Raw genomic sequence first — 17,167 nt, forward strand, 5'->3', positions numbered from 1 at the left:
GTGGAGCGAACGGCCTGTTCGCCACGTTCTACGAGGTCAACGGTCCGTTCACACCGAGCCGGCAGGTGGTCCGGCGCGGGCGAACGGGACGTTCGCACCGGAATAACGGCGCCGAGCGGCCGTCGACCTGCATCTGGCGATTTGTCGACAAGGCGATCTGACGACGTGCACCCCTTCGCGGGTGGGGTGATTTGTCGACAAATCGACCCGGTCCGCGAAGGCCGCGATCAGTCCTCGGTCTTCTGCACGGCGTGGCCGCCGAACTGGTTGCGCAGCGCCGCGACCGCCTTCATCGCCGGCGAGTCCTCCTGCCGCGAGGCGAACCGCGCGAACAGCGAGGCGGTGATCACCGGGGTGGGCACGGCGTTGTTGATCGACTCCTCGACCGTCCACCGGCCCTCGCCGGAGTCGCTGACGTAGCCGCGCAGCTCGGCCAGCTCCGGGTCCTCCTCCAGCGCCCGGACCAGCAGGTCCAGCAGCCAGGAGCGGACCACGGTGCCGCGGCTCCACGCCTTGATCGTCTCCGGCACGTTGGTGACCACACCCGACGCGGACAGCAGCTCGAAGCCCTCGGCGTAGGCCTGCATCAGGCCGTACTCGATGCCGTTGTGCACCATCTTCGCGTAGTGCCCGGCACCCACCGGGCCGGCGTGCGCGAAGCCCTCCTCGCGCGGCCCTTCCGGGCGCAGCGCGTCGAAGATCGGCATGGCGCGCTCGACGTCCTCGGCGTCGCCACCGGCCATCAGGCCGTAGCCGTTCTTGGCGCCCCACACCCCACCGGAAACCCCGACGTCGAGGTACTTGATGCCGTGCTCGGCGAGCAGCGCCGCGTTGGCCTGGTCGTCGGTGAACTTCGAGTTGCCGCCCTCGATCACCAGGTCACCGGCGGACAGCAACCCGGCCAGCTCCTCGACCGTCTGACGGGTCGGGTCGCCGTGCGGCACCATGATCCAGACGATCCGCGGGCCGGCCAGCTTCTGCACCAGCTCCGCGATCGACGCGACATCGCTGACGTCCGGGTTGCGGTCGTAACCGACGACGTCGTGACCGGCGGCGCGCAGCCGCTCACGCATGTTGAAACCCATTCGGCCGAGACCGACAAGTCCGAGTTGCACCGGATCTCCCTCTGCGAGCTGTGTATCGACTGGTTGGTCGGCGCGGATGGCCGGCCGCGGGGTGAGGACCTTCACCAGCTGAATCGATCCGACCGGAGCCTAGCCATCGACAGCCGCGGCTCCGGCCGGGCAGTGCGCCGGATGTGACCCAGATCAGCCCGGGAGGCGGACCGGCATCAGGAGGTAGAGGTAGCCCTCCGCCACTTCGCCATCCTCGCCGACCGGCTTGACCAGCGCGGGGCGGTTGGCGGTGGTGAACTGCAGCTGGGCGCGTTCGGTCTTCATCGCGCCCAGGCCGTCGAGCAGGTAGGCCGGGTTGAACGCGATGGTCAGCGGCTCACCGGAGAGCTCGATCGCGAGCTCTTCCTCGGCGCTGCCCTCGTCGTCGCCGCCGGCGGTCAGCCGCAGCACCCGGTCGGAGAACTCCAGGCGCACCTGGGTGCCGCGCTCGGCGACCAGCGACACGCGCTTGATCGCCTCGACCAGCGGGGCGACGTCGACGTTGGCGGTCACCGCGCTCTCGGCGGGCAGCAGCTGGCGGTACTTCGGGAACTCGGCGTCGAGCAACCGGGTGGTGTTGCGGCGCGCGGTCCCGGACAGCCCGAGCAGGCCGTCGCCGGAAGCCAGCGAGATCTCCACCTTGCTGCCGCCGGCGCCCAGCGTCTTCGCGGAGTCGGCGAGCGTCTTGGCCGGGACGAGCACCGCGGTGTCGTCCATCGAGGTGCCCGGCTCCCAGGTGATCTCGCGCATCGCCAAGCGGAACCGGTCGGTGGCGACCATGGTCAGCTTGTCGTTGTTGATCTCCATCCGGATGCCGGTGAGCATCGGCAGCGTGTCGTCCTTGCCGGCCGCCACCGCGACCTGGCCGACGGCCTCGCTGAACAGATCGCCCGGGACGGAACCGGCGTGCTCGGGCATCGCGGGCAGTTCCGGGTAGTCCTCGACCGGCATGGTCGGCAGGCTGAACCGGGAGCTGCCGCAGGTGATGGTGACGCGGGAGCCGTCGACGGTGAGCTCCACCGGGCGGGCCGGGAGCGCCTTGGTGATGTCCGCCAGCAGCCGCCCGGAAACGAGGGTCCGCCCGCTGTTGTCGATCGCGGCGTCGATGGTGACCTGGGCCGAGACCTCGTAGTCGAACCCGGAGATGGTCAGCGCCTCTCCGGAACTCGCGTCGAGCAGCACTCCGCCCAGCACCGGAACCGGTGGCCGCGACGGCAGGCTGCGCGCGACCCAGGCGACGGCGTCGGCGAGACCGTCACGTTCCACGCGGATCTTCATGGGTGTCCTTTCGGTTCCAGCCGTGGCTCGGCTGCCGAGAACTGTGTGTCGAGCTGGAGCGAAGCAGCTCATCGGGTCGTTGTGCCTCGTGTCCCCGCAATGAGGGCGAAGCGATCCCCCACGAGCGCCGTGCACGCGAAGTTCGGCCCGAGCTCGATCCGGAGTTCACGCCGGCGGTCTCCGCGGGAGTTCCACCGTAGAGCGTGCGACGCGATCTCCGCATCCGGGTCCGAGCAGTTCGTCAGGCCGTCCTGGCGGTCCGGGCCGAGTTGTCCACTTATCCACCGAGCCTTCTTCTCTTTTTCTTTTTTCTTCAAAGAGAAGAAATGAGAGCAGTAGTAGTAAGGGCTGTGAGTTGTGGGGACAAGTGGCGTTTGGGCTGGTCGGGTGGCGTGGTCGGGTGTGGATGAGCACGGGATGTAACCGGGGACTACGGCAACCGGGTGGTGGACAACTTCTGCCCCATCTCAATCAGTCCACAACCATCCCCAGTTGTCCACAGTTCCATCCACAGCTGTCGACCCAGTTGTACCCATCCCCTGCCGGTTTTGGGCCCCTCCACCGATCGGGCTGTGGGCAAAGCTGTGAGAGCGTTGTGGTCAACCCGGCTCCGCTCTGTGGGCAGACCGCTTCAACTTGTGCACAGCTTGTGGATGGATTGGGGAAAACTCCAGGTCAGGCCTGGGGATGGAAAATCTGTGGACAGCCAGCGCTCCGGTGGACTTTTTTGCCGGAGGGGTGAGGCGAAGACCATCCTGGTCCCCAGAAAAGTTCGGCGCGCCAACTCCTTCCACAACTGCGGAGCGCGCTTGATCGACCTCGGAACGTGGTGATTTGCTGTCCCGGCGCGGCCGGCGACGGCTCGAATCGCGCGTTTAGCGGCCTCCGGAGCCCGACGCGAGCCCCGAAGTTTTCTGTCAGAGCGGTCTGATCCGGGCCGGGCGGACCAACAGAAACCTCTCGCCGCGCCCGGTGGACCCCGGAGATACCCCCCGAATCCCGAAGCGATCGGAGGGGCGCGGCTGCCATCCACGCCCGGACGGCGTCTCGCTGCGGACTCGGCGACGACTCGCCGGACCGATGCCCTACGCGCTCGACCGGAGAGCTTTCTGCTGACGGGGGTGGCTCGCGGCGGGGTGGGTGGGCAGAAAGATTCGCCGCGTGGGCCGAAGGAATCACACCGGGAGCCCCGAGATAGCCCGGCACAGGGCATCTGAGCGGGTCAGCCTCTCTGACCTGGGCAAAAGCCGAGGCGCTAGGCCAAGCCGCCGCCGTTACTTCTTTTCCTCAAGCACAACCGCCTCCGCGACGCTCAACGTCGTACGCGCGGAGCTGCCGCAAGCGGCGAAGCCGCTTAGCCCACCTACGCAACTCGCACCGCCGCGGGTTCACGGTGCCCACCCCTCCGGGGTTCTCCCAGCGAGGACAGTCCCGATGCCGCGTATTGGTCATGCGTAAGTCGGGGATCCGAGTCGAGAAGGCCGCAGTAAATCCCGCAGGGGGGCCGCTACCCGCACCGCTACGCAAGACGAGCCTGGAAATGGGCTCGTCAGCGGGACTGTTGCTTGATGCGGGCGGTGAGCTCCTGGACGTGCTCGTACACGCGGCGCCGCTCCGCCATCTCCTTGCGGATCTTCTTGTCCGCGTACATCACCGTGGTGTGGTCGCGGCCGCCGAAGTACTGGCCGATCTTCGGCAGCGACGAGTCGGTTAGCTCCCGGCACAGGTACATCGCGATCTGCCTGGCCTGCGCCAGCGCCTTGGTCTTGCCCGGGCCGCACAGGTCGTCGATGGTCACGCTGAAGTAGTCCGCGGTCACGGCCATGATCGTCGGCGCCGTGATCTCCGGGGTCTGCGAGTCCGGGATCAGGTCGCGCAGCACGATCTCGGCCAGCTGCAGGTCGACCGGCTGCCGGTTCAGCGACGCGAACGCCGTGACCCGGATCAGCGCGCCCTCCAGCTCGCGGATGTTGCGCTCGATCCGGGACGCGATGAACTCCAGCACGTCGGCCGGCGCGTTCATCCGGTCCTGGGCGGCCTTCTTGCGCAGGATCGCGATCCGCGTCTCCAGCTCGGGCGGCTGGATGTCGGTGATCAGGCCCCACTCGAACCGGGTGCGCAGGCGGTCCTCCAGGGTCCGCAGCCCCTTCGGCGGCCGGTCCGAGGACACCACGATCTGCTTGTTCGAGTTGTGCAGGGTGTTGAAGGTGTGGAAGAACTCCTCCTGGGTGCCTTCCTTGCCCTCCAGGAACTGGATGTCGTCCACCAGCAGCACGTCGACGTCGCGGTACCGGCGCTGGAACGCCACCTGCCGGTCGTCGCGCAGCGAGTTGATGAAGTCGTTGGTGAATTCCTCGGTGGACACGTAGCGGACGCGCATCCCGGGGAACAACCGCTGGGTGTAGTGCCCGACCGCGTGCAGCAGGTGCGTCTTGCCGAGCCCGGACTCGCCCCAGATGAACAGCGGGTTGTATGCGCGGGCCGGCGCTTCCGCCGCGGCGACGGCGGCAGCGTGCGCGAAACGGTTCGAGGACCCGATGACGAACGTGTCGAAGGTGTACTTCGCGTTCAGCCTGGTCTGCGAGGTCGGCGGCGCGTGCTTCGGCGCGGTGAACGGCTGGCCCTGCGGCGGCTCGCCCCGGCCGAAGGTCGGCCAGATCTCGTTGCCGTTCTCCTCGGCTTCCGGCTCGGGCGCGCTCTCCGGCTCGGCATCCGCCTCGTCGGCCTCCAGCGGCTGCGGGACGTCGCCGCCCGGCCACTTGAACTCGGCGGTCGGGAAGTCGATCTCGGGTTTCGGGTCCGGCGCGGCGTGCCGCCCTTCGACGACGGGCGGGATCGAGCCGGTGTGCGCGGTGTGGCCGAACGTGTCGGTGCCCCGGCCGAAGCCCGTCGCGGGGACGTAACCGGGCGTGGGCTGATCGGCGCCGGGCGGTGTGGCGCGGCCGGACCAGGAGTCGGCCGGCGCGGGCGCCGCGACCGGGCGGGTGGGCGCGGGAACCGCGGTGTCCACCTTCACCGCGAGCGACACGGCGCGGCCGAGGCGGCGCGACAGCGCGTCGGTGATCGGATCGCGCAGCGCGCGCTCGATGGCTTCCTTGGCGAAATCACTGGGCGCGGCGAGTAGTGCCGTACCGTCCAGCAGCCCGATTGGCCGGGTCACCCGCATCCAGGCGCGCTGCTGTGGTGAGAGGGTGCCGGAGGACAGCTCCTGCACCACCTCTTCCCAAACTCGACCGAGATCGGATTGGTGGTCGGACACCGCCTTGCTCCCCTCCCCTCGCTCGCGCAGCCCCCGGTGCGGTCCCGGGGCCTGGCCCCCACGATGCTCGGGCGCGTTCGGTGTCACGGGACGATGGGGCCAGACTCCTGTGGACACCTGTTCGAGCAGGTGTCCACAGAGTTGTCCACAACTTGTGTATGAAGGTACGGCAGGCCGGTCCGGTGATCCCCCCTGGGGCCGTCGTACCGCTGCGATCCAGGTCAGGGCATCCCCACAGAGTCCGGTGCTCCCACCCACCGGTCCGCGAATCGCAGGGGGGCACGCTAACAAGGTCACGCCACGCTTACAAGCGAGTCCCGGAGACGCCAGGAAGATCGCGATGTGGCAGCCTGTGGACCGTCGCGCGCGGGCTGTCGCTTCCACATGACGACCCCGGTTAAGCGCCCCTCGCCGCCAGTGCGTACCCTCGTACAGTCCCCCGCTTCCTGAGCGGGCATGTCGCTGCGCCGAGATTCCGGCGCCGTGCACCGCTCGGTGTTGCCGATCGCCGCACGTCCGGCGACTGCGGCTCGCGAGGCAGGGACACCTTGACCGAACCGTGGTTCACCGTGGCCATCGGTGCCTGTAGTAACCGGGAGATCCGACCGTGAGCAAGGGCAAGCGCACTTTCCAGCCGAACAACCGCCGCCGTGCCAGGAAGCACGGGTTCCGGCTGCGCATGCGCACTCGGGCCGGCCGGGCCATCGTGGCCTCGCGCCGTCGCCGGGGTCGCGCGCAGCTGACTGCCTGATCGCGTCCGGCCGTGCTTCCCGCGGCAGCCCGGCTGACCAAGAACCAGGAGTTCCGCCTGGTGGTCCGTCGTGGTCGTCGGGCCGGTCGGTCCCGCTTGGTGGTCCACGTTCTGCGCGCGGACCAGGCACGGGACCTCGGCCCGCATCGCACCGGCGAGGCCTTACCGGAAGCCGAGGCGAATACGGCACCCACCCGGAAATCGGATATCACGACCCGGGTGGGTTTTGTCGTGAGCAAGGCCGTGGGCACCGCGGTGATCCGGCATCGGGTCACCCGCCGCCTCCGGCACCTGATGCGCGACCTCCTGCCCGCGTTTCCCGCTGGCACACTGGTGGTGGTCCGCGCCCTGCCACCGGCTGCAGGTGCGTCCAGCCGTGAACTCGGTGCGGACCTCGACGCGGCACTGCGCAAGCTCCGCGTCATCGCCCCCGATGTTCCGGCGACAGGTTCCAGGTGATGGCTCCGGACGAGCAGCAGGACGACAGGCTCCGCGCCCCCGCTCGGCGCCCGAGCCCGCTCGCCTGGGTGCTGCTCGGTCCGGTGCACGTCTACCGCAAGGTGATCTCGCCACTGCTGCCGCCTTCGTGCCGGTTCTACCCGAGCTGCAGCACCTACGCGGTCGAGGCGCTCACCGTGCACGGCCTGTTCCGCGGCGGCTGGTTGACGTTGCGCAGGTTGCTGCGCTGCGGCCCCTGGCACCCTGGAGGCCTGGACCCGGTCCCACCGCCCCGTGAGCGGTCCGCGGCGGGTGGCCGCGTACCCGAGAAACCTGCCGAGGAGTAGCCCGCGTGCTGGACTTCATCTACTACCCGGTGTCGGCCATCCTGTGGTTCTGGCACAAGGTGTTCGGCTTCGTGCTGGATCCGGCCAGCGGCTACGCCTGGGCACTGGCGGTCATTTTCCTGGTCTTCACGCTGCGCGCACTGCTGTTCAAGCCGTTCGTGCACCAGGTGCGGTCGATGAAGAAGATGCAGGAGTTCGCGCCGCAGATCCGCGAGCTGCAGGCCAAGTACGGCGACGACCGGCAGAAGCTGGCCGCCGAGATGCAGAAGCTGCAGGCCGAGCAGGGCTTCAACCCGATCAGCGGTTGCCTGCCGGTCCTGGTCCAGGTCCCGGTGTTCATCGGGCTCTTCCACGTGCTCAGCGGGTTCAAGCCGGGCGCGCCCTCGAACTTCATCTTCAACGCCGACGACGTCGCCTCGTTCGTGGCGGCCGACCTGTTCGGCGCCAAGCTGTCGAACACCATCAGCCAGGCCCCCGAGGTGCTCGCGACGTTCGGCACCGACCGCTGGGACATGATGCTGGTCGGCGTGCCGCTGATGATCGCCGCCGCGATCGCCACGCACTTCACCGCGCGCCACTCCGTGCAGCGGCAGACCGCGGACGCCGCGGCCAACCCGCAGACGGCGATCATGAACCGGATGACGTTGTGGATCTTCCCGATGTTCGCGATCATCGGTGGTCCGTTCCTGCCGCTGGCCATTCTGATCTACTGGCTGGCCAACAACTTCTGGACGCTGGGTCAGCAGCGGGTGGTGTACAGCCGGATCGACCGCGAGGAGGCTGCGCTGGCCGGCGCGCCCGCGGTCGTCGAATCCACCGCGGTGGAGACCGACACCACGCGCAGCGCGGACCCGGTGGCCAAGGACGAACCCGGTGAGATCCCCGGGGTGATCGAAGACCGTTCTCGCGACGCGGACAAGCCGGGCGAGTCCCGCTGAATTCGTCGCGAACCCTGGAGAGGAGACACCCAGTGTCCGAAACCGTGCAGGAGTCGAGCCCGTCCGCGGCCGAGCCCCAGAACGAAGAGACCGCCGAGAAGTCCGAGGTGTCGAACACCGAGGCGCTCCTGGTGCAGGAGGGCGACATCGCGGGTGACTACCTCGAGAGGCTGCTCGACCTGCTGGACTACGACGGGGACATCGACCTCGACGTGGAGGCCGGCCGTGCGGTGGTGAGCATCGACGGCGGCGAAGACCTGGAGAAGCTGGTCGGCACCCGCGGTCAGGTGCTGGAGTCGCTGCAGGAGCTGACTCGGCTCGCGGTGCAGCAGGAGACCGGTGTCCGCAGCCGGCTGATGCTGGACGTCGCCGGCTGGCGGGCGGGCCGTCGGCAGGAGCTGACGGAGCTCGGGCGGTCGACCGCCGAGGGCGTGCTGGAGAGCGGCAAGGAGGCGCGACTGCGCCCGATGACCCCGTTCGAGCGGAAGATCATCCACGACGCGGTCGCGGCCGTCGACGGTGTCCACAGCGAGAGCGAAGGCGAAGAGCCCAACCGCAAGGTCGTCGTCTTCAAGAGCTAGGAGAACAGACGGCTCGTTCTGCGTGGCGGTGCGAGTTGAGCTTCGCAGTCGCGGTTGGTTGAACTGAATATCTTGAGCCGGTGCTCCTGTCCGATGCGGCAGGAGCACCGGTGTGTTTGGGCCGTGTTCCACGTGAAACATCGCCGAAAGCGCATCCTTCCCCGCAGGCCTGCGAGCCCGAAGCGGTGGGTTTCACGTGAAACGTGGGTTGATGCTTGGCTGCGGAGCGCAATCCGGCAGGCTTAGGTCAGACACCTGGTTCCACGTGAAACATCGGGGTGAATGCTTTGACCGAAGGTGTGCCGGCGGCGGCGCAGGTCGTGTTCGGTGAGCGAGTGGCGTTGGCCGAACGGTTCTACGACCTGCTCCAGGAGCACGGGATCCGCCGCGGATTGATTGGTCCGCGCGAGTTGGACCGGCTCTGGGAAAGACATTTGTTGAACTCTGCGGTCATTGCGGAGTTGCTGCCACCGAATTGCCGGGTGTTGGACGTAGGCTCTGGGGCGGGGCTGCCGGGCATCCCGTTGGCGATCGCCCGCCCGGATCTCAGCCTGACCCTGTTGGAGCCGATGGCTCGACGGGTGACGTGGTTGCAGGAAGTCATCACCGAGTTGGCGCTCACCGTCGAGGTGGTGCGCGGACGTGCCGAGGAGGGTCCGGTGCGCGAACGGCTGGCCGATCAGGACGCCGTGACCGCGCGCGCCGTGGCACCGATGGAACGGCTCGCGAAGTGGTGCGTCCCGCTGCTGCGGACGGGCGGCCGGCTGCTCGCCATGAAGGGCGAGAGCGCGGCGGAGGAACTCGAACGGGACGCCGCGGCGATCGCCGCGGTCGGTGGCGGCCCCGGCGAGGTGGTTTCGTGCGGCGTCGGCGTTCTCGAAGTGCCGACGACCGTCGTCGTGGTGGAGCGGGTCTCGGCGGCCCGAAATGCGTCCGGTCGGCGTCGTGACGGTGCACGTCGAACGAGAAAGGATCGTGGACGGTGAATCCGGAGTCAAACGGAGCGGGTCGTGTTTCACGTGAAACGAAGGGGCGTGCAATGGGCGGGCTGCGGTTTCCTTCCGGGCCGGGTAGCGACCCGTCGATGAGCAGCTTCGGCAGGGACGACATCGGCTGGACGCCGATCATGGAGGAGGCCCAGCGGGCGACCCGGGTGCTGCACCCGGAGGCCCTGGAACTCCCCCGCCCCAGCCGCCGGCGGATCATCACCGTGGCGAACCAGAAGGGCGGCGTCGGCAAGACGACGAGCACGGTGAACCTCGCCGCCGGGCTCGCGCTGCACGGGCTCAAGGTGTTGGTCATCGACCTCGACCCGCAGGGCAACGCGAGCACCGCGCTGGGCGTCGAACACCGCTCCGGCGTGCCGTCGGTGTACGAGGTGCTGCTCGGCGAAATCAACATCGCCGACGCGGCGGCGCAGAGCACCCAGTCGAAGAACCTGTGGTGCGTGCCGGCGACGATCGACCTAGCGGGCTCGGAGATCGAGCTCGTCACCATGGTGGCGCGCGAGGGCCGTCTGAAGGAGGCGCTGAGCTCCGATGCGGTGGAGCAGCTCGCGCCCGACTACGTCTTCATCGACTGCCCGCCGTCGCTGGGCCTGCTCACGGTGAACGCGATGGTCGCCGCGCACGAGGTGCTGATCCCGATCCAGTGCGAGTACTACGCGCTGGAGGGCCTGGGGCAACTGCTCCGCAACATCGAGCTGGTGCAGGCGCACCTGAACCCGGCGCTGTGGGTCTCGACGATCCTGCTGACGATGTACGACGGGCGCACCAAGCTGGCGGATCAGGTGACCGCCGAGGTGCGCGGGCACTTCGGCGAGCTGGCGCTGCGGACGGTCATCCCGCGCAGCGTGAAGATCTCCGAGGCGCCCGGCTTCGGCCAGACAGTGCTGACGTACGACCCGGGCTCGCGCGGGTCGATGAGCTACCTGGACGCCGCTCGGGAGATCGCCGAGCGGGGGGCCGAGAGGAAGACAGCATGACCGAGCGTCGAGGCGGTCTCGGCCGTGGCATCGCCGCGCTGATCCCCAGCGGTCCCCCGGCCGGCGCTCCCCCAGTGGGAGCCGACGGCGCCGCGCTGCGCAGTCCGGTGCTCCGCGGTGCGCCGAGCACCGAGCAGGCGGAGGAGCCGGTTTCACGTGAAACCGGCGGCACCGTGGCCGGTGCGGTCTACCGCGAGATCGCCATCTCCTCGATCACGCCGAACCCCAAGCAGCCGCGTCAGGTCTTCGACGAGGAGGCGCTGCAGGAGCTGCAGCACTCCATCCGCGAGTTCGGCCTGATGCAGCCCATCGTGGTCCGCGAGCTCGAAGCCGATCAGTTCGAGCTGATCATGGGCGAGCGCCGGTGGCGCGCCTCGCAGCTGGCCGGGCTGGAGTTCATCCCGGCCATCGTCCGCAAGACGCAGGACGACGAGCTGCTCCGCGACGCGCTGCTGGAGAACATCCACCGGGTTCAGCTCAACCCGCTCGAAGAGGCATCGGCCTACCAGCAGCTGCTGGAGGAGTTCGGCGTGACGCACGACGAGCTGGCCGACCGGATCGGCCGCAGCCGCCCGGTCATCTCGAACACCATCCGTCTGCTGCGGCTGCCGATGGCGGTGCAGCGCCGGGTGGCGGCCGGGGTCCTCTCGGCCGGGCACGCCCGCGCTCTGCTCAGCCTGGAGGACGCCGGAGCCCAGGAGGACCTCGCGAAGCGGATCGTCGCGGAGGGCATGTCGGTCCGCGCGACGGAGGAAGCGGTGACGCTCCAGAAGTCGGCAGCGCCCGCGAAGGAGAAGCCGGCGGCGAAGAAGCCGATCCAGGCCCCTGGCTTCGAGCGGCTGGCCGATCGGCTGTCCAACCACTTCGACACGAGGGTCAAGGTGGAGCGCGGCAAGCGCAAGGGGCGGATCGTCGTCGAGTTCGGGTCCGTGGACGATCTTGAACGGGTCACGGAGTTGATCTTGGGTGAACGTGCCCGCGGACTCGACGATCAATGACACCGGGGTCTTTCGTCACGGTGACGATGACTTTGAGTGATTGAAAATCACTATTGGTGACCAAAACAAGTGGGCCGGTCTCATCGGAGACCGGCCCTCTTGTTTCACGTGAAACGGCGGATCATTGCGATCGCGCGATCGCCCGCTCTACGAGAGTCGCGAAGACCTCCCCCAGCGACCGGTCGGCGGCCTCGACCGCCATCGGCAGCAGAGAGGTCTCAGTCAGTCCGGGCGACACGTTGACTTCGAGGAAGTGCGGCGTCTCGTTGCGGTCGATGATCGCGTCGGTTCGGGAGACGTCGCGGAGCCCGAGCAGTCGGTGCGCGGCGATCGCCAACTCGCCCGCAGCGGCGGCGGCCTCCGGCGAGACCTCGGCGGGTGCGCGGTAGCTCGTGAGCCCGGCGGTGTATCGGGCGGTGTAGTCGTAAACCCCGTCCGCCGGTTCGATCTGCACCGCGGGCAGCGCCTCCGGACCGTCCGGCCCGTCGATGACGGTGATCGCCACCTCGGTGCCCTCCACGAACTGCTCGACGAGCACCGCGTCCCCGTAGGACAGCGCGCCCACCATCGCCGACGGGAGTTCAGCGGCGGCGCGCACGACGTGCGCGCCCAGCGCCGACCCGCCCTGGTCCGGCTTGAGCATCAACGGCAGCCCGAGCTTCGCCACGAGCGCATCCAGCACCGCCTGCGCGCCGAGCTCGCGGAAGGTGGCGTGCGGCAGCGCGACCCAGTCCGGGGTGGCCAGTCCGGCGCGCGCCAGCTCGGCCTTGGCGGTGGGTTTGTCCCACGCCCTGCGGCACGCGTGCGGGCCGGTGCCGACGTACGGGACGCCGATCATGTCCAGCACGGCCTGAACCGCGCCGTTCTCCCCTTCCCCGCCGTGGAGGGCGACCACGACCGCATCGGGGCGCTCCTGCTCGATGCGGGACAGCAGCCGGGCGTCCGCATCCCACTCCGCCACGGTCAAGCCGACCGAGCGCAGCGCGGCGGACAATCGGCGCCCGGAGCGCAACGACACCTCGCGCTCGTGCGACAGCCCTCCGGCGAGCACGGCAACCCAGCGATCAGACACTCAGCACACCCCTGGAAAGTAGTAGTCCACTGTGCTCAGGAGGACTCCTGGTGCACAGTGGACCGTTTTCTCGTTTCGGATCACGCGGATTGGCAGGCGAGATCCGTCCCACCGCAGGGCAAGCGGCGAAGCCGCTTGCCGCCACGCACGCAACCGGCACCCCCGCGGGTTCTCAGACGCCGTCTCGCAAGGACAGCCCCGTGGTCATGCACAAGTCGGGGATCCCGCAGTCGAGACGGCGTCTGAGGTTCCGCTGAGGGACCACCTGCGCAAATCAGCCAGCGAACCCTTTTCCTGCCAGGATTCGGCGAAAACTCTACGCCGTGTCGGGCGACGGAGCCTGCGGGCCTTGGACGCTGCGCTGGGGCACCGTGCCGAAGGTTCGCACCAGCTCCATCTCCTCGGTCAGCGTGTTGGCCAGTCGCCGCACGCCCTCGCGGATCCGTTCCGGTGTCGGGTAGCAGAACGACAGCCGCATCTGCCGGCTGCCGAACCCGTCGTGGTAGAAGCCGGTGCCCGACACGTACGCGACGCGCTGGGTCACCGCGCGCGGCAGCATCGCCTTCGTGTCCACGCCTTCCGGCACGGTCAGCCAGACGAAGAAGCCGCCGTCCGGGCGCGTCCACGTGCAGCCCGGGGGCATGTACTGCTCCAGCGCGCTGAGCATCGCGTCGCGACGCTCGCGGTACTGCTCCTGGAAGATCTTGATCTGCCCCTGCCAGTCGTGCGTGCTCAGGTAGCGGGACACGATCATCTGGTTCAGCGTGGGCGGGCACAGCGTGGCCGACTCCGCGGTCAGCACCAGCTTCTCCCGGATCGCGTGCGGCGCCAGCACCCAGCCGACCCGCAGGCCCGAGGCGAAGGTCTTGGAGAACGAACCGAGGTACACGACGTTGTCCGCGTCCATGCTGCGCAGTGCCGGGAGCGCTTGGCCGTCGAAGCCGAGCAGGCCGTACGGGTTGTCCTCCACCACCAGGATGCCGTGCTGGGCGCAGATCTCCAGGATCTCGGCGCGTCGCGGCAGGGCCAGCGTGATGCCGCCCGGGTTGTGGAAGTTCGGGATCGTGTAGAGGAACTTGATCCGCTTGCCCTGCGCGTTCACGTTGGCGATGGCCTGGCGCAGCGCGTCGGGCTGCAGGCCGTCGTCGTCCATCGCGACGTGCACGACCTCGGCCTGGTAGGCGGCGAACGAGCCGAGCGCGCCGACGTAGGATGGGCCCTCGGCGAGGATGACGTCGCCCGGGTCGCAGAAGATCCGGGTGACCATGTCCAGGGCCATCTGGGAGCCCGCGGTGACCATCACGTCGTCCGGGTGGGCGGAGATCCCCTCCAGCGCCATGACGTCGCAGATCTGCTCGCGCAGCTCCGGAACGCCGTGCGCGGAGCCGTACTGCAGCGCCACCTGGCCGTCGACGGAGATCAACCGGGCGACCTCGGCGGCCAGCGAGTCCAGCGGCAGCGCGGCGAGGTTCGGCATGCCGCCGGCCAGGGATACCACCTCGGGGCGGCTGGCGACGGCGAAGAGAGCTCGGATCTCGGAGGCGGTCATCCCAGCGGTCCGCTCGGCGTAGTGCGCCCGGTACGCGTCCAGGTTGCGTGCGGGCTTCTCGGGCGAGCTGGGCTGTTCCGGCTTGGCCGGCTGGCTTCCGTGATCCGACATATCGCGCTCCGGTTTCGGTTGTGCGCTCTGGTCGTCCCATGGGGACGATCGGGCGATTCTATAGGTCCTATCGCCACAACCCCCTCGACATGTAACCAGCACCTCTCGCCTTCTCCGAACTCGTTTTGCGTGGCGGTGCGGGTAGCGGCCCCCTGCGGGAGTTACGGCCGCCGTCTGGACTCCGGGATCCCCCGACTTACGTATGACCACGGAGCTGTCCTCGCCAGACGACGTCTGAGAACCCGCGGCGGTGCGAGTTGCGGAGTGGGTTAAGCGGCTGCGCCGCTTGCGGCGGCTCTCGCACATGCTGCGCCGGGCGTCGCGGCGGCGGTTGTTCAGATGGCTCCGGGGTTGGGTTGCGGGTGGCGCCGATGGTCGTGCCGGTCACCGGCACCAAACCGACTGGGCGGTAACCCATCTCACCCCATTGGGGTGCTGACGGTGAGCGCTGGCGCTTCCGGTCGCGGCCTGCGGCGGCTTATCCTGGCGACATTCCCGCCGGATGTGCGCGGGTTCGTGCGGGTTTCCAGGAGGTCAGGTGTCGCGACGCGTCGTCGGCGTCACGCTGGACAACCTCGACCACCTGCCCCAGCGGTGTCGCCGATGCGTTTTCTGGGAGTTGGCGCCGCACGTCCGGGAGCAGGCCGAGGAGTTCGGCGAGACCGAACTGGAGAAGGAAGCTTGGGTCTCCAGCGTGCTGCTGGAGTGGGGTTCCTGCGGCCGCATCATCTACGTGGACGGGGTGCCGGCGGGCTACGCCATGTACGCCCCTCCCGCGGCCGTGCCGCGTGGCGGAGCCTTCCCCACCGCCCCGGTGAGCGCCGATGCAGTGCTGCTCACGGCGCTGCGCGTGCAGCCTGAGTACGAGCACGGCGGGCTGGGGCGCGTACTGGTGCAGAACGTGGCGAAGGACCTGACCCGGCGTGGCGTGAAGGCCGTGGAGGCGTTCGGTGACCTGACGGGCTCGGCCTCGGGCTGCGTGATCCCGGCCGGATTCCTGCAGCAGGTGGGATTCAAGACGGTCCGCCAGCACCCCAAGTGGCCGCGGATGCGGCTGGAACTGCGCACCGCGATCTCCTGGAAGGAAGACGTGGAAGCGGCGCTGGAGCGGCTGCTGAGCTCGGTGACGATCAAAACGGCGGAACCGATGGTCGGCGGCGCCTGACCGCCCCCAAGACCACCCGCGACCCAGGTGCCCCGGGACCCAGGCTCGGCGACCCAGGTGCCCCGGCGCCCGGAGTGGTCAAGCCGCCAAGCCGCCAAGTCACCAAGTCGACAAATCCCCACCGAAAACTTCCGCATCGCAGAACCCGGGTTTCGTTCGCCGCAATTTCAATGGAAATCGGACCTTCGATTTCCATTGAAATTGCGGTCGACCGGGGAGACCAGGAGTGGTCAGGCGCCTTCGGCGCGGGCGAGCTCGTGGCGCAGGAGGTCGTCGAAGGTGAAGGTGCCCGTGGGCTGGTCGTCCTTGCCCAGCAGGTACAGCCGCTTCACCGCGACCAGCAGGCCCTCCGCCACGACGTCCCGGAACGCCGGGTCCAGCAGCCGGCTGCGGTCCCGGGCGTTGGTCAGGTAGCCGATCTCCATCCGCACCGCGGGCATCCGGGTCAGCCGCAGCACGTCCCAGGTCTTCGGGTGCGTGTGGCAGTCCCGCAGCCCCGTGCGGGCGACGATCTCGCGCTGCAGGAAGCCCGCCAGGGCCTCCCCCACGGTGGACGTGGTGCCGTTGCCGGTGCCGAAGTGGAAGCTGGCGACGCCCTCCGCCAGCGGCGAGCGGTTGGCGTCGATGTGTAGCGACAGGAACATGTCGGCGCCGGCCTCGTTGGCGAAGCCGGCCCGGTCGGCGTCCGGCGGGCTCGCGTTGGGGCCGCGGGTGATCAGCGCTTCCATCCCGGTGGCGACCATCCGGCCTTCCAACCGGCGGGCCAGGTCCCAGGTCAGGTCGGCCTCGTGCACGTTGCCCAGGCAGACGCCGCGGTCCGCACCGCCGTGCCCTGGATCGATCACGATGCGCTTTCCACGCAGCCGCGGTCCAGCACGCCGGACCTTCTCCTGCTCCCGCAGGAACACCGGTCGCCCGCCGCGGACCTTCGGCGCGAGCTGCTTGAGCGCCCGCAGCGTGCCCGGCCCGCAGATGCCGTCCGGGTTCAGCCCGTAGTCCCGCTGGAAGCTGCGCAGCGCCTGCTCGGTCTCCCGGCCGAAGATGCCGTCCGGGCGGCCCGCGTCGAAGCCGAGCTCCAGCAGCCGTTCCTGCAGCGCGAAGACGTCGTCGCCGCTGATCGGCTTGGACACCAGGAAGGCCAGCGAGCGGTCGCCGAGCCGCCAGCGCGCGTCCGTCAGCGCCCGGTACGTCGCCGGGCCGACGACGCCGTCGGTGATCAACCCGCGTTGTTGCTGGAAGACCCGGACCGCTTGTTCCACCGCTTCGTCGTAGATCACCGGTCCCGTCCGACCGTTGGACGGAAGTAGACCCAACGCCGCAAGAGTGTTCTTGATCTCGGCAACGGCCGGACCGACGTCACCGCGGTGGAGCAGCTGCATGCACTCCTCGCTCGATTCAGGCGCCGGTTTTGGCACCGACGCGAAGGATGGCCGGGGATACCCGGGGTCCTGTTCTGCGTGCAGGGTCCGGAAGGCGGACCCGTCGGGTCATTGTGCCTTGTGTACCGGGACCCGGCGCTGCGGCCCACGGCCACCGGGGCGGACGTGCGACAACGGTCCGTGGGTGGGTGATCTCGTTGAG

At 68.9% G+C, this 17,167-nt stretch carries 15 protein-coding genes; 9 read left to right on the forward strand and 6 right to left on the reverse strand.

Annotated features, from left to right (window positions below; translation table 11 throughout):
* Window positions 1–227: 227 nt before the first annotated feature.
* From gnd to dnaA, 3 genes are all read right to left on the reverse strand, one after another.
* On the reverse strand, window positions 228–1,115 hold the full coding sequence (gnd, locus tag AC07FN_RS20800) for a phosphogluconate dehydrogenase (NAD(+)-dependent, decarboxylating) (RefSeq protein ID WP_452616128.1): 888 nt from the start codon (window positions 1,113–1,115) through the stop codon (window positions 228–230).
* Window positions 1,116–1,268: 153 nt separating this feature from the next.
* Window positions 1,269–2,393: a DNA polymerase III subunit beta gene (gene dnaN, locus AC07FN_RS20805; RefSeq protein ID WP_358568219.1), complete on the reverse strand. Its 1,125-nt coding sequence runs from the start codon at window positions 2,391–2,393 to the stop codon at window positions 1,269–1,271.
* 1,549 nt (window positions 2,394–3,942) lie between these two features.
* Window positions 3,943–5,652 (reverse strand): chromosomal replication initiator protein DnaA, encoded by a 1,710-nt coding sequence (gene dnaA / locus AC07FN_RS20810; protein WP_478390566.1) that lies wholly within the window; start codon window positions 5,650–5,652, stop codon window positions 3,943–3,945.
* A 607-nt stretch (window positions 5,653–6,259) separates the two neighbouring features.
* Between dnaA and rpmH the strand changes: the two genes are divergently transcribed.
* From rpmH to AC07FN_RS20850, 8 genes are all read left to right on the forward strand, one after another.
* A complete protein-coding gene (gene rpmH, locus AC07FN_RS20815; RefSeq protein ID WP_083822226.1) occupies window positions 6,260–6,403 on the forward strand; it encodes a 50S ribosomal protein L34 in 144 nt (47 codons plus the stop codon).
* A 12-nt stretch (window positions 6,404–6,415) separates the two neighbouring features.
* A complete protein-coding gene (gene rnpA, locus AC07FN_RS20820) occupies window positions 6,416–6,862 on the forward strand; it encodes a ribonuclease P protein component (RefSeq protein WP_478397086.1) in 447 nt (148 codons plus the stop codon).
* Window positions 6,862–7,188 carry a membrane protein insertion efficiency factor YidD gene (yidD, locus tag AC07FN_RS20825; protein WP_093260838.1) on the forward strand — a complete coding sequence of 109 codons (327 nt, stop codon included), beginning with the start codon at window positions 6,862–6,864 and terminating at the stop codon, window positions 7,186–7,188. The genes rnpA and yidD overlap by 1 nt, the downstream gene beginning before the upstream one ends.
* A 5-nt stretch (window positions 7,189–7,193) precedes the next feature.
* Window positions 7,194–8,126, forward strand: a complete 933-nt coding sequence (gene yidC / locus AC07FN_RS20830) for a membrane protein insertase YidC (RefSeq protein ID WP_452616125.1) — start codon at window positions 7,194–7,196, stop codon at window positions 8,124–8,126.
* A gap of 32 nt (window positions 8,127–8,158) precedes the next feature.
* A complete protein-coding gene (locus tag AC07FN_RS20835) occupies window positions 8,159–8,707 on the forward strand; it encodes a Jag family protein (RefSeq protein ID WP_452616124.1) in 549 nt (182 codons plus the stop codon).
* A 287-nt stretch (window positions 8,708–8,994) separates the two neighbouring features.
* Window positions 8,995–9,693 (forward strand): 16S rRNA (guanine(527)-N(7))-methyltransferase RsmG, encoded by a 699-nt coding sequence (gene rsmG / locus AC07FN_RS20840; protein ID WP_397527314.1) that lies wholly within the window; start codon window positions 8,995–8,997, stop codon window positions 9,691–9,693.
* A gap of 98 nt (window positions 9,694–9,791) precedes the next feature.
* Window positions 9,792–10,691 (forward strand): ParA family protein, encoded by a 900-nt coding sequence (locus AC07FN_RS20845; protein ID WP_478397087.1) that lies wholly within the window; start codon window positions 9,792–9,794, stop codon window positions 10,689–10,691.
* Window positions 10,688–11,689, forward strand: a complete 1,002-nt coding sequence (locus AC07FN_RS20850; RefSeq protein WP_478397088.1) for a ParB/RepB/Spo0J family partition protein — start codon at window positions 10,688–10,690, stop codon at window positions 11,687–11,689. The genes AC07FN_RS20845 and AC07FN_RS20850 overlap by 4 nt, the downstream gene beginning before the upstream one ends.
* A 121-nt stretch (window positions 11,690–11,810) precedes the next feature.
* On the opposite strand, the gene AC07FN_RS20855 is transcribed toward AC07FN_RS20850, so the two are convergent.
* Both AC07FN_RS20855 and AC07FN_RS20860 read right to left on the reverse strand, forming a co-directional pair.
* Window positions 11,811–12,761 carry a D-alanine--D-alanine ligase family protein gene (locus AC07FN_RS20855; RefSeq protein WP_478397089.1) on the reverse strand — a complete coding sequence of 317 codons (951 nt, stop codon included), beginning with the start codon at window positions 12,759–12,761 and terminating at the stop codon, window positions 11,811–11,813.
* Window positions 12,762–13,077: 316 nt separating this feature from the next.
* Window positions 13,078–14,421 carry an aminotransferase-like domain-containing protein gene (locus tag AC07FN_RS20860; RefSeq protein ID WP_358568244.1) on the reverse strand — a complete coding sequence of 448 codons (1,344 nt, stop codon included), beginning with the start codon at window positions 14,419–14,421 and terminating at the stop codon, window positions 13,078–13,080.
* A gap of 538 nt (window positions 14,422–14,959) precedes the next feature.
* Between AC07FN_RS20860 and AC07FN_RS20865 the strand changes: the two genes are divergently transcribed.
* Entirely contained in the window at window positions 14,960–15,586 is a 627-nt protein-coding gene (locus tag AC07FN_RS20865) for a GNAT family N-acetyltransferase (protein WP_358568247.1), read from the forward strand.
* Between the two features lie 230 nt (window positions 15,587–15,816).
* Here AC07FN_RS20865 and AC07FN_RS20870 read toward each other — a convergent pair whose 3' ends face one another.
* Window positions 15,817–16,965, reverse strand: a complete 1,149-nt coding sequence (locus AC07FN_RS20870) for an N-acetylmuramoyl-L-alanine amidase (RefSeq protein ID WP_358313089.1) — start codon at window positions 16,963–16,965, stop codon at window positions 15,817–15,819.
* Window positions 16,966–17,167 lie beyond the last annotated feature (202 nt).

The sequence above is a fragment of the Saccharopolyspora sp. NPDC045941 genome, assembly GCF_056431445.1.